Annotated in this window: 13 protein-coding genes; 7 read left to right on the plus strand and 6 right to left on the minus strand. The window is 63.4% G+C overall.

Annotated features, from left to right (window positions below; genetic code table 11):
- Positions 1 to 36: 36 nt before the first annotated feature.
- From OO306_RS06545 to OO306_RS06560, 4 genes are all read right to left on the minus strand, one after another.
- Complete coding sequence (locus OO306_RS06545) at positions 37 to 1,242, minus strand: NAD(P)/FAD-dependent oxidoreductase (protein ID WP_265968126.1); 1,206 nt, start codon at positions 1,240 to 1,242, stop codon at positions 37 to 39.
- Between the two features lie 81 nt (positions 1,243 to 1,323).
- Positions 1,324 to 2,379 (minus strand): GlxA family transcriptional regulator, encoded by a 1,056-nt coding sequence (locus OO306_RS06550; RefSeq protein WP_238214896.1) that lies wholly within the window; start codon positions 2,377 to 2,379, stop codon positions 1,324 to 1,326.
- A 38-nt stretch (positions 2,380 to 2,417) separates the two neighbouring features.
- Positions 2,418 to 3,020: a cupin domain-containing protein gene (locus tag OO306_RS06555; protein WP_027594783.1), complete on the minus strand. Its 603-nt coding sequence runs from the start codon at positions 3,018 to 3,020 to the stop codon at positions 2,418 to 2,420.
- A gap of 38 nt (positions 3,021 to 3,058) precedes the next feature.
- Positions 3,059 to 5,011: an FAD-dependent oxidoreductase gene (locus OO306_RS06560; RefSeq protein WP_265968127.1), complete on the minus strand. Its 1,953-nt coding sequence runs from the start codon at positions 5,009 to 5,011 to the stop codon at positions 3,059 to 3,061.
- Positions 5,012 to 5,188: 177 nt separating this feature from the next.
- Between OO306_RS06560 and OO306_RS06565 the strand changes: the two genes are divergently transcribed.
- From OO306_RS06565 to OO306_RS06590, 6 genes are all read left to right on the plus strand, one after another.
- Positions 5,189 to 6,232 carry an ABC transporter substrate-binding protein gene (locus tag OO306_RS06565; protein ID WP_265968128.1) on the plus strand — a complete coding sequence of 348 codons (1,044 nt, stop codon included), beginning with the start codon at positions 5,189 to 5,191 and terminating at the stop codon, positions 6,230 to 6,232.
- 41 nt (positions 6,233 to 6,273) lie between these two features.
- Entirely contained in the window at positions 6,274 to 7,029 is a 756-nt protein-coding gene (locus OO306_RS06570; protein ID WP_265968129.1) for a class II aldolase/adducin family protein, read from the plus strand.
- A gap of 141 nt (positions 7,030 to 7,170) precedes the next feature.
- A complete protein-coding gene (locus OO306_RS06575; protein WP_099429526.1) occupies positions 7,171 to 8,058 on the plus strand; it encodes an EamA family transporter in 888 nt (295 codons plus the stop codon).
- Between the two features lie 61 nt (positions 8,059 to 8,119).
- Positions 8,120 to 8,440 carry a YbjQ family protein gene (locus OO306_RS06580; RefSeq protein WP_027594788.1) on the plus strand — a complete coding sequence of 107 codons (321 nt, stop codon included), beginning with the start codon at positions 8,120 to 8,122 and terminating at the stop codon, positions 8,438 to 8,440.
- A gap of 139 nt (positions 8,441 to 8,579) precedes the next feature.
- On the plus strand, positions 8,580 to 8,768 hold the full coding sequence (locus OO306_RS06585; protein WP_027594789.1) for a hypothetical protein: 189 nt from the start codon (positions 8,580 to 8,582) through the stop codon (positions 8,766 to 8,768).
- A gap of 144 nt (positions 8,769 to 8,912) precedes the next feature.
- Positions 8,913 to 9,218 (plus strand): hypothetical protein, encoded by a 306-nt coding sequence (locus tag OO306_RS06590; RefSeq protein ID WP_027594790.1) that lies wholly within the window; start codon positions 8,913 to 8,915, stop codon positions 9,216 to 9,218.
- Between the two features lie 46 nt (positions 9,219 to 9,264).
- Here the strand turns inward: OO306_RS06590 and OO306_RS06595 are convergent, their stop codons facing one another.
- Complete coding sequence (locus tag OO306_RS06595) at positions 9,265 to 9,597, minus strand: hypothetical protein (RefSeq protein WP_027594791.1); 333 nt, start codon at positions 9,595 to 9,597, stop codon at positions 9,265 to 9,267.
- Between the two features lie 324 nt (positions 9,598 to 9,921).
- Positions 9,922 to 11,064 (minus strand): class C beta-lactamase, encoded by a 1,143-nt coding sequence (gene ampC, locus OO306_RS06600; RefSeq protein ID WP_265968130.1) that lies wholly within the window; start codon positions 11,062 to 11,064, stop codon positions 9,922 to 9,924.
- A 119-nt stretch (positions 11,065 to 11,183) separates the two neighbouring features.
- Between ampC and OO306_RS06605 the strand changes: the two genes are divergently transcribed.
- Positions 11,184 to 12,176 (plus strand): bile acid:sodium symporter family protein, encoded by a 993-nt coding sequence (locus OO306_RS06605; protein ID WP_099429524.1) that lies wholly within the window; start codon positions 11,184 to 11,186, stop codon positions 12,174 to 12,176.
- Positions 12,177 to 12,320 lie beyond the last annotated feature (144 nt).

Consider the following 12,320-nt stretch of genomic DNA (forward strand, 5'->3'; position numbering starts at 1 on the left):
ACCTGTGGGAGCCGGCTTGCCGGCAATTCGGCTGTGTCAGGCGACCGGTATCGTCGGGTCAGCCGCCGCCAGCGCCGCCGCACGATCGTTCGCGGCCGGTGGGTAGATCCAGACCGTGTTGATCTGCGATTTGAGCACCTTGGCTTCTGCCTTGTCTTCCGGTGGCGACACCTTGCGCTCCCAACCTTCGGTATACACTGCGCCCCAGGCGCCCAGGTCGAGGCAGGTGACGTACTTGGGCTGGCTGTAGGTCATCGGTGCCACGCCGATCAATTCGGCCACGGCATTGTTGCCGGCGTAGCGGCCCAGCGGGATCGCATGCTGGCAAGACATTACCGCATAGTTGCCAGCTTCGTCGCAGGCGGCATATGCAACGTCACCTGCCGCGTAGACCGCGTCGTTACCCTTGACCTTGAGGTTGCCGTCCACGTGCAGCCGGCCTTGGCGGTCCCGGTCACCGCTGATCTGCTCGGTCAACGGGTTGGCCTTGAACCCCACCGTCCAGATCACGGTATTGGCATCGATGCGCTGGCCGTTATCCAGCAGGACGCCGTCGGGGTCCACCGAGGCCACGGTTGCGCCGCAGATCCATTCCACCCCCAAAGCCTCGGATGCCTGCTCGATCGCGGGGCGGATGCCATCACCCAAGGCTGCGCCGATCCTGGCGCCACGGTCGATGACCACCACACGCAGTGTGGCCTGTTCACCGAGGATGTTGCGCAAGCGCGCCGGCAACTCGGTGGCAGTCTCGATGCCGGTGAAGCCACCCCCGGCCACCACCACGGTGTTGCGGGCAGGTGTGTCCGGCAGGCTAGCCAGGGACTTGAGGTGCGCCTCCAGGCGCGCCGCGCTGTCGATCTTGTCGACATCGAAAACATGCTCGATGCCGACCATGTCCGGCCGGTTGAGCACACTGCCGCAGGCCATGATCAGGCGGTCATAACCCAGCTCGCACTCGGTACCGCTTTGCGTGCGATAGCGCACGCGCCTGGCGGCTTCGTCGATGTGGAAGGCCGTGCCTTGCACAAAGCGCACGTTCACCGCCTCAAACAGCGCTTCCAGCGGCGCGGCCATCGTATGTACTTCAGGTTCGTAGAAGCGCGGGCGTACATGCAGTTCGGCCTGGGGCGCGAGCAGCGTCACCTCGACATCATTGCGACCGTTCAAGTCCAGCTGGCGTATGGCGCTCAGAGCGCTCCAGAGGCCGGCAAAGCCCGCGCCAATGATCAGGATATTCTTCATCGTTGTGCTCCTGGAATGTCCGGGTAACCAAGGTAGCCCGTGTTTGAGGAGACCGATGTTACGAGCGACGAGCGTAACGCCCTAGGCCAAAGAACCCTGAATTTCGGCCAACGAAACAGAGCGTGCAAAACGGGCGCGGTAGTCACGCGGTGTTACCGCCAGATGACGCTGGAAGGCCAGGCGCATGCGTTCTTCGTTGCCGAAACCGCACTGGCGCGCGACCTGCTCGATGTGGCTGTCGGCGCTTTCCAGCAGGCGCCGCGCGGCTTCCAGGCGGAACACTTCAATGGCTTTGGCCGGTGTGCGGCCGGTCTTGAGCTTGTACACCCGGGTGAAGTTACGCAGGCTCATGTGCGCCTGTTCGGCCAGGTGTTCGACGCTCAGCCGTGGGTCGCCCAAGTGTTCGTTGAGCCAGAGGTGCAGGGCTTCGAACTCGCTGCAATCGCGCCCCTGCAGCTTGAGCAGCTCACTGAATTGCGCCTGGCCGCCAGGCCGCTTGAGAAAGACCACCAACTCGCGTGCCACCTGCATCGCCACTTCACGGCCGCAGTCCAGTTCGACCAGGGCGAGGGCCATGTCGATGCCGGCGCTGACCCCGGCCGAGGTCCACACCGCGCCTTGCTGAACGAAGATCGACTCGTGGTCTACCTGCACCGCCGGGAAGTCGCGGCGCAGTACCTCGCACATGGCCCAGTGGGTGGCGGCGCGGCGCCCATCGAGCAAACCGGCGCTGGCCAGCAGAAATGTGCCGCTGCACACCGAGGCTGTGCGCCTGGCCTGCACGGCGGCGCGGCGCAGCCAGGCCACCAGCGGCGCGTGGTCGGGGAGGGTGCGGATGATGTCCGGGGCGCCGGGTACGATCAGCGTGTCGACAACCTGTGCCATCACGGTGTCCAAGGTTTCTGTCGCCACCACCAGGCCTTCAGCGGTTTGCTGCAGGCCGCCGTCAAGGCTGGCGGTGTGTACCCGATAGCCTGGTCGGCCGCGTTCGGCCATGGCCTTGGTGGCGGCCCAGAACACCGTCTGGGCGCCCGTGAGGTCGAGCAGGCCCATGTGCGGATAGGCGACGAAGACCACGACGCGAGGGTGGTCGACCGGTTGCAGCGCAGGCTCAAGCTGGTGGGCGTGTTCAGTCATTGGCGGATGGCCTGATCAAAAGTGACCGCTTGGCGGGCTCAAAAGGTCGGTGGCGTGATCACCCAGATCACCACAGCATCCACGTCCCCTGGGTTGCCATAGCGATGCGGCTCCTGGCTGGAGTAGCTGAAACTGTCGCCTTCGCCCAGTTGAAAATAGCGCTCGCCCACCCACAGTTCAAAACTGCCGCTGAGAATATACCCTGCCTCTTCACCGTCGTGGCTGTAGCTCTGCTGGCTGTAGGTGCCCGGTGGAAAGCGCGAGTGAAGCATCTCCAGCTCGCGGTTGGGCTGGGGTGTCAGCAGTTGGTCGACGATGCCGTCCTCATAATGCACGCTGAGGCGGCTGTTACGGCGTACCACGTAGCCCTGGTCCTCTGGCGCAGTGCTGGCCTCGCTGGCAAAAAACCACTGGATGGTCACACCCAGGCTGCGGGCGATGTTGAACAGTGCCGGGATCGACGGGTAAGAGAGGTTGCGCTCCAACTGGCTGATGTAGCCGGCCGTCAGCTCGCTCTGTGTGGCCAACTCCGCCAGGGTCATGCCGCGGCGCTTGCGCAGGCCGCGGATGCGGGTTCCCAGAAACTGCGGCGCGGCGCTGCCGTCGTCGGTGGCGGAGGGGGGCTGCGGGAGTTGGCTCATGCACGTCGGTCCGTCGGAAAACGGCAGTATGTACAGCCTCAGAGCGCCCAGGCAACCGTCAGGCCATCGTGAATTGCCTCCTCGGCGGTACGCGGTGCCAGGCAGTCGCCGATGCGCCGAACTTCGACCAGGCCGGCCAGCTCCGTCGCCAAGGTGTCGTTTGGCTGGTGGCCCAGGCACAGCACCAAGGTGTCGATGCCTTCGAAGATCATCGGTTCGCCGCTGGCCGTGTGCTGCAAGTACACGCTGTTGTCGTCGCAGCCATAGAGGCGGGCGTAGGGCGTGATGGGAATACCCAGGCGGTGCAGCTCGCCAGCCAGTTGATCGCGCACGTACAGCGGCAGGTTCTCGCCGCAGTGGGTGCCGTTCACCGCCAATTGCACCTGATGCCCTTCGCGCGTCAGGCGTTCGGCGATACCCGGGCCGATCCAGTCGCAACGCCAGTCGATGACCAGGACCGAGCGCCCTGGGGTGACCTCGTTGCGCAGGATTTGCCAGGCATCCACTACCTGCAGTTCGCCGGCGCGTTCGAATGCCGGCCAGTAGGGCGTGGCGCCGGTGGCGGCAATCACCAGGTCAGGCCGCTCGCGCTCGACCAGTGCGCGGTCGACCCGCGTGTTGCGCACCACCTCCACGCCGGCCAAGGCCATTTCCCGTTGCAGGTTGGTGCTGGCGCCGCCGAATTCGCTGCGCCGGGGTAGCAGTTGCGCCAGCAGCACCTGGCCACCCAGTTGTGGGCCGGCCTCATACAGGGTGACGTGGTGGCCGCGCGCGGCGGCGACGGCGGCCGCCTTCATGCCTGCGGGGCCGCCGCCTGCAACCAGGATGCGCTTGGTGGCTGGGGTGGGCGTCATCTGGCCGTACTGCAGTTCGCGGCCGGTTTCTGGGCGCTGAATGCAGGAAATCGCCAGGCCGCGGTGAAAATGCCCGATGCATGCCTGGTTGCAGGCAATGCAGGCGCGCACGTCCTCAACCCGGCCATGCTCGGTCTTGGTCGGCATCAGCGGGTCGCAGATCAGTGCGCGGGTCATGCCACACACGTCGGCCTGGCCACGCGCCAGGATCAGCTCGGCCTCTTGGGGTTGGTTGATGCGCCCAGTAACGAACAACGGAATGGCCAGGCGCTGCTTGAACGTGCCGGCTTCGCGCGCCAGGTAGGCCGGCTCGATGGCCATGGGCGGGACGATATGCACCGCGCCCCCCAGGGACGCCGAGGTGCCGGCGACGATGTGCAGGTAGTCGAGCTGGCTTTGCAACGCTTCGGCGGCCGCCAGCGACTCGTCTTCGCTCAGGCCTTCACTGTCACGCTCGTCGGCGCTGATGCGCAGGCCGACGATGAAGTGTTCGTCGGTGGCGGCGCGCACCGCCGCCAACACTTCGCGCAGAAACCTCAGGCGCTGCTCCAGGCCGCCGTTGTAACCATCGGTGCGCAGGTTGACCCGCGGATTGAGAAACTGCGCAGGCAGGTAACCATGGCTGGCGACCACTTCGACGCCATCCAGCCCCGCCTGGTGCAGGCGGCGGGCGGCGCTGGCATAGCCCTGGATGATGTCATCGATCATCGGCTGGTCCAGCGCGCGCGGCATCACCCGGAAGCGCTCGTTGGGCACTGACGAGGCCGAATAGGCCACTGCCAGCAAGCCGTCGGCAGATTCCATGATCTCCCGCCCCGGGTGAAACAGCTGCGACAGCACCACGGTGCCGTGTTCATGGCAGGCCTCGGCCAGGCGCCGGTAGCCGTCGATGCAGGCATCGTCGGTGGCCATCAGCACGTGGGAGGTGTAGCGGGCGCTGTCATGCACACCGGCCACCTGCAGCACGATCAGACCAACCCCACCGGCAGCGCGGTCACGCTGGTAAGCGATGAGCTTGTCGTTGACCAGGTTGTCGGTGGGCAGGCACGTGTCGTGGCCCGTGGACATGATGCGGTTCTTCAACCGTTTGCCGCGAATCTGCAAGGTTTCGAACAGGTGGGGAAAGGCAGTTTGCATACGGGCGGCTCCGGTGCGGTGTTGTTCTTGTTTTGTTTATGAAAGTGTACCGCCAGTAAAAAATCAACTTGTTTTTTTACTGGTGCGCGGCTAGGTTTTCTTCACCCTCACTGATGAGGGCGTGACCTCACAACAACAAGAAATCGGGCCCTTGGGCACCGGCAGGAGGAAACCTCGATGCATGCATTCCCTCGCAGAACCCACCTTTGCGCAGCGCTTCTGGCCCTTGGCTTGGGCAGTGCGCACGCTGCGCCGCAGATGGTCGTGGTCGGCTATGGCGGCGCCGGTCAGAAAGCCCAGGACGAGGCGATCTTCAAGCCTTTCAGTGCCCAGGACGGCAGCAAGTTGATCCAGAGCGAATACAACGGCGAAATGGCCCGCATCCAGGTCATGGCCGATACCGGCAACGTCGATTGGGACGTGGTGCAGATCGAGGGGCCCGACCTGATGCGCGGCTGTGAGGAGGGCATCTATGAACGGCTGGACTGGCAGCGCCTGGGCCATGCTGCCGAGCTGATACCGGATGCCGCGCAGGACTGCGGTTCTGCCGCCCTGGTGTGGAGCGTGGCGATTGCCTACGACCGCAACAAGCTGGCTCAAGCCCCCGCTTCATGGGCAGACTTCTGGGACGTCAGCAAGTACCCAGGCAAACGTGGCCTGCGCAAGCGTGCGGTGTACAACCTGGAGTTCGCCTTGCTGGCTGATGGGGTCAAGGTCGAGGACGTGTACACGGTGCTGTCAACGCCAGCCGGGGTCGACCGCGCGTTTGCCAAACTCACTGAGCTCAAGCCCTATATCCAGTGGTGGGACGCGGGTGCCCAGCCGGCCCAGTGGCTGACCGCCGGTGATGTGGTGATGACGTCTACCTACAGTGGCCGCATCGCGGTGGCGGCGCAGCAGGGCAGCCCGCTGGCATTGGTCTGGCCGGGCAGCCTGTATGGCATGGACTATTGGGCGATCATCAAGGGCTCGCGGCATGTCGATCAGGCCAAGCGGCTGATCGCCTATGCCAATCAGCCTGATACCCAGGTGCGTTACGTCGAACAGATCCCCTATGGACCGACCAACACCCAGGCAGCGGCCAGGCTCGCCCCGGGGCTGGCCGGCTGGGTGCCGACCTCGCCACAGAACCTGCAGGGGGCGCTGGCGATGAACGTGGAGTTCTGGGTCGACCATGGCGAAGAGCTGGAGCAGCGATTCAATGCCTGGGCTACGAAATAGCCTAGTGTTCACAGCTGCCTTTCTAACAGGATGAACGAGAAATGACCCCTACCGAACAGACCCTGCGTCAGGAGCTGGCGGCCTGCTACCGCCTGGTCGCTCACTTTCGCATGAGCGACCTGATCTTCACGCACATCTCGCTACGCGTGCCTGGGCCGGAGCACCACTTTCTGATCAACCCCTACGGCTTGCTGTTCGACGAGATCACAGCCTCCAGCCTGGTGAAGATCGACTTGCATGGGCAGCCAGTCGAGGGGACCCCACACCCGGTCAACCCGGCCGGGTTCGTCATCCACAGTGCTATTCATGCGGCTCGCGAAGACGCCCACTGTGTGCTGCACACCCACACCCGGGCCGGGTGTGCGGTGGCGGCACTGGAATGTGGCCTGCTGCCGGTCAACCAGATGTCCATGGAGTTTCATGGCAAGGTTGCCTACCACGATTACGAAGGCATCGCCCTGGACCTGGATGAGCAACAGCGCTTGGTGGCCGACCTGGGTGACCGGCCGGTGATGATCCTGCGTAACCATGGGTTGCTGACCACCGGGCGTTCTGTGGCCGAAGCCTTCCTGCGCATGTACTACCTGGAAAAAGCCTGCGAGATCCAGTTGGCGGCGCAGGGTGCCGGGCAATTGATCCTGCCGCCGGCCGCCGTGTGTGAGCGTACCGAGCAGCAGTTCAATGCGCCACTGAAGGGCTTGAAGCAGGGCGAACTGTCGGACCCGGATGCAGTGGGGCTGGCGTGGGGCGCGCTACTGCGGATGCTGGAGCGGGTGGCGCCGGGTTACCGCGACTGATGGTTGAATGCCACGGCGTATGAAGACTGCAACAGTGACACTGTTGCGCAACCCTGCGCCCTAACTGTGCTGGTCCCTGGAAAAGGAATAGCCTTATGCTGTAACGAATTATGTCTAGAAAGCCTGAAGAAGGATGTCGCAATGCCGCTCAAGGACCTGCTGATCGCCCTGGTGGTGATTGTTGCGTGGGGAGTCAACTTCGTGGTCATCAAGGTCGGCCTGGATGGCCTGCCGCCGATGCTGCTGGGGGCGTTGCGCTTCTTGTTGGTGGCCTTCCCAGCGGTGTTGCTGGTGAAGCGGCCCAAGCTGCCCTGGCGCTGGCTGATCGCTTATGGCGCGACGATCTCCTTGGGGCAGTTCGCCTTCTTGTTCCAGGCCATGTACAGCGGTATGCCGCCGGGGTTGGCGTCGTTGATCCTGCAATCCCAGGCATTCTTCACCTTGGGTTTCGCTGCGTTGTTCCTGGGTGAGCGGTTGCGCCTTGCCAGCCTGCTGGGGCTGCTGGTGGCGGCCAGCGGGTTGGCGTTGATCGGCAGTGAAGACGGCGGCCATGTGCCGATGTTTGCGCTGTTGCTGACCCTGTGTGCGGGCGCGATGTGGGGCGTGGGCAACATCATCACGCGGCGTTTCGGGTCGGTCGACCTGGTGGCACTGGTGATCTGGGGCGGGCTGATTCCACCGTTGCCATTCTTGGCTTTGTCGTGGTGGCTGGAAGGGCCTGAGCGCATCGGCCATGCTTTGGCCAACATCGGTTGGAACTCGGTACTGGCGTTGGCGTACCTGGCATTCGTCGCCACCATGCTCGGCTACAGCCTGTGGAGCAAGCTGTTGTCGCGCCACCCGGCGGGCAAGGTCGCGCCGTTCTCGCTGTTGGTCCCCGTGATTGGCTTGAGCTCCTCGGCCTGGTTGCTGGGGGAACGCCTGACCGTGTTGCAGGGGTGGGGCGCGTTGCTGGTGATGGTCGGGCTGCTGGTGAATGTGTTTGGCGCGAAGATCGGCCAGCGGTTACGTGCGGCCAGCGTCTCCTGACGCCGGGCTGCCAGTGCTCTGTTAGAATTGGCGCTTTTCGCCAGGCCAACGGAGCACTTTCATGATCATCTCCACCACCAGCCAGCTCGAAGGCCGTCCGATTGCCGACTACCTGGGCGTCGTCAGTTCTGAGTCCGTGCAGGGCATCAACTTTGTGCGGGATTTTTTCGCGCGTTTCCGCGACTTCTTCGGTGGCCGCTCACAAACCCTGGAGAGCGCACTGCGCGAGGCCCGCGAACAGGCTACCGAAGAGTTGAAAGCGCGCGCACGGCAGTTGAATGCTGATGCCGTAGTCGGTGTGGATTTCGAAATCAGCATGCCATCGGTGCAGGGCGGCATGGTCGTGGTGTTCGCCACCGGCACGGCAGTCCGCCTGAAATAAGGCCATGTGCCACTGGTCGGGCGTAAAGCGTTTGGCCAGGCAGTCTGCAAATGACCAGCTAGTCTCACTTTTACCGGCCGCGTTCACCTAGGCATTCCATCTGCTTGCCGGCGCGACCGCCACTGGAGGGAGACTGGGCATGAGCGAATCCTTTTTTGAAGACCTGAACGACGCATTCCCGATCAACAGCCAGGTGCGTTGCGGCCAGTCGGCATTCCGTCTGGGCTTCGCCAACATGACGCTGGATGATTCGGAACAGCTTCAGCCTGCACATCTGCAGCGCACCAAGAAGGGCCGCTTCATGCCGCGGGTTCCGCTGAAAAAGTGATCCCGCTCCAGCAACCCCGCCAAACGGCGGGGTTTTTATTGCCATTCGTTGACGCTGCTCATGGCATCGCTGGGTTGCGCTCGCCGGGCTTGCGAAGATGTGGTTTTCTGGCGCGGCATTTCAGCAAACGGAGATTGAACGCTCATGCGAGTCAGGGAAGAGACCTATTGGCAGTGGGCCGACGCTCAACTGCACAGCCGCAGCCACGATGAAGCACTCAGTGACGGCACCACGCTGGACGTGCAGGTGCGGTTGTCGCGCCTCGGCGCCACCCAGTTGTTCCTCGGTGTATACGCCGGCAATGGCCGGGCAGTGCTGGAAGAGTATTACCCCTCGCGCCCTGGCGAGACCATGACCCGTGCGCTGGTCTGGGGTGTCGAGCGGGCCCGGGCACTGGCTACGGGCGCCTTGCCGCTGCCAGCCATGGCGCAACCGCGCAGGCGCGCATGAAAAAGCCCGGCCTTTTGGGGCCGGGCTTGAGGGTGCGGGTAGCCACTCAGTTGAGCGGTTCGATCACCTTGACTGCCTGCCGCTCACGGGCGGCGGGCCATTCTTGTTGCAGGGTCTGCAGCACGCGGCCAACGAACTCGGTGTCGGCAGCGGCCTTCTTGCCGACGTAGCCTTGGCCACGGCGGTAGACCTTGAAGCGTGCACGCATGCTGGGCAGGTGCTCTTCGAATTCAGCTTCGATGGTGTTCGGTGGCAGGCGGTCGAGACGCACCTCACCGGTCTGGCTGACCCACAGCAGATGGTCGTCGAGGCTGTCCTTGCGCACGGCGAACAGCTGGGCCAATTGGTCGATTGTGGGATTGTTGTTCAAGTTCATCATAAAGCCCCCATTACCCATTCGTAGGTGATTTTCACAGTTGGCGCTACCACGGTGTAGCGCACTACCAAGGCTGCTACAGCAGCATCGCAACAGGGGCTTTCACACGCTGCCTTTTGGACAGTTCCCTCTCCACGGACGGCCTGCGTTACCGCGCAAGCCGTCTGGAACACCCTTGCCACCGCTCCCGATCGGGGAGACGACTCAATCATGCCCAAGCGCGATGAACGGCGTCAACAGTTTTGTAGTGAATATTTTTAGGCACTACATTTTTGTCATGTTGTTCGACAATCCAAGCGCAGGCCGGCGTATAACCGGCCGTTGCCTTTACAGCCCCTCAAGAATCTGGAAGGCCGCACGCACGCGGGCTTCGTTGGGATAATTACGGTTGGCCAGCAACACCACGGCCATGTTTTTGGCAGGAATAAAAGCGGCGTACGCGCCAAAACCGCTGGTTGCGCCGGTCTTGTTGTACCAGGCCTCACGCAGGGCAGGGCTGGCAGGGACGAGGCGGGTGGTGGCCTGAGGCTCACGGATCAGGCGAGGGCTGTTGCCATCGATCAAGGTGCCTAGCGCAACCGGATAAGGGTAATGCTCCCAGCCAAGGCCTTGGGTCATGGCGCCGACCTGGAAGTAGCCCTTATGGGTGATCGCGATGGCGTTTTGCAGTGCAGCGGGCAGGCCGTCTGGTTTCATCTGCAGGCGCACGTAGCGCAGCATGTCGCTGGCGCTGGTCTTGATGCCATAGGCTTCATCGGCATAAGGGCCTGGGCTGACGCGTACCGGGCGGTCTTCTGCGTCGTAGCCTTGGGCATAAAGCCCTTGGGCGCTGGCGGGCACCTGCAGGTAGGTGTGTTTCAGGCCCAGTTGCACCAGCAGGCCCTGGCTCATCAGCTCCGCGAAGGGGCGCTGCTGCGCGCGTGCCGCCAAATCGCCGAACAGGCCCAGGCTCGGGTTGGAATAGCAGCGCTGGGTGCCCGGCGCGGCGCGAGGCTTCCAGTGGCGGAAGAAGTCCACGACCTGTTGCGGCGTCTGCACTTCATCGGGGAATTGCAACGGTAGGCAATCGGCGCTGTAGGCCCCCAGTTCCAGCACGCTGGCGTCTCCCAGTGGCACCCCGGCCAGTGCGGGCTGATAGCGTTTTGCCGTGGCCTGAAGGTCCAGTTTGCCTTCGGCGCTGGCCAGGGCGGCGAGGGTAGCCGTGTAGGTCTTGCTCAACGAGCCGACCTCGAACAGGGTGTCTTGGGTAACCGGCGTGCCCTCGGCCTTGCTGGCCACGCCATAGTTGAAATAGTGCGCCTGGCCGTGGGCGTACACCGCCACGGCCATGCCGGCAATGCCTTGTTCCTGCATCAGTGTGCGAATGAGGGGGTCGACGCGTGCTTGCAGCGTGTCGTCAGCCTGAGCGGCTGCGTGGCCCATGGCGAATGTGATGGCGGCAGTCAGTGCGGCCAGGCGAGGGAGCAACATGGGCAGGTCCTTTGTGGGGTTGTGTCCGTTCATCGACACCTGTGGGGGTTCCGGCGTTAGCGAAGAAAAGCCGCAGACCTTATCGTCTGCCCTTGCACAATGACAAGACGGAACCTGTGATGAAGTACTTGCGGATGTTATTCGACAATTTCACCCTGGCGTTGCTCGGGGTGGTGCTGATCGCCACCGTGCTGCCCTGCTCGGGTGACGGTGCAGTGTATTTTGGCTGGCTGACCAACCTGGCCATCGGCCTGCTGTTCTTCCTGCACGGCGCCAAGTTGTCGCGCGAAGCGATCATCGCCGGGGCCGGGCACTGGCGCCTGCACGCGTTGGTGTTCTCCTGCACCTTTGTACTGTTCCCCTTGCTGGGGTTGGCGTTCAAGCCGCTGTTCGTGCCGCTGGTTGGCAACGAGCTGTACCTGGGCGTGCTGTACCTGTGTGCATTGCCGGCCACTGTGCAGTCAGCCATCGCGTTCACCTCCCTGGCCCGCGGCAACGTGCCGGCCGCCATTTGCAGCGCTGCCGCTTCGAGCCTGCTGGGCATCTTCCTCACGCCGCTGCTGGTCATGATGTTGCTGGGCGCCAGCGGTGACACTGGGTCGGGGTTGGATGCCGTACTGAAAATCACCCTGCAGCTGCTGGTGCCCTTCGTGGCCGGGCAGATCGCACGCCGCTGGATCGGCGCATGGGTCAAGCGCAACGCGCGCTGGCTCAAGGTCGTGGACCAGGGGTCGATCCTGCTGGTGGTGTACACCGCGTTCAGTGAAGCGGTGGTGACGGGCCTGTGGCACACGGTATCGCCACAGCACCTGGCGGGGCTGTTCGTGGTCTGCGGGATTTTGTTGGCGGTGGTGCTGTATGGCACCCGTTTCCTTGGCAAGGTGCTGGGCTTTGACCTTGAAGACCGCATCACCATTCTGTTCGCCGGTTCGAAGAAGAGCCTGGCGACCGGCGTGCCGATGGCTCAGGTGCTGTTTGTGGGCAGTGGCATTGGCGCGATGATTTTGCCGCTGATGCTGTTCCATCAGATCCAGCTGATGGTGTGCGCGGTGCTGGCGCAGCGTTATGCCAGCCGTGAGGATGTGGGTGAGAAGGCCCCTGTATCTTCCTGATAGACAAGGGGTATACCTACTGCTGACTGTGTGAGAGCAACTGTCTTCTGGTGCGTGTTCCGGTCTCTTCGCGGGCAAGTCGGACCGCCGCACCGCCGCTCCCACAGGTAATTGCGCAGGCTCGAACCTTGGGATCTTCAACAA

This window comes from Pseudomonas sp. DCB_AW, assembly GCF_026240895.1.
In the GTDB taxonomy this organism is placed as follows: domain Bacteria; phylum Pseudomonadota; class Gammaproteobacteria; order Pseudomonadales; family Pseudomonadaceae; genus Aquipseudomonas; species Aquipseudomonas kermanshahensis.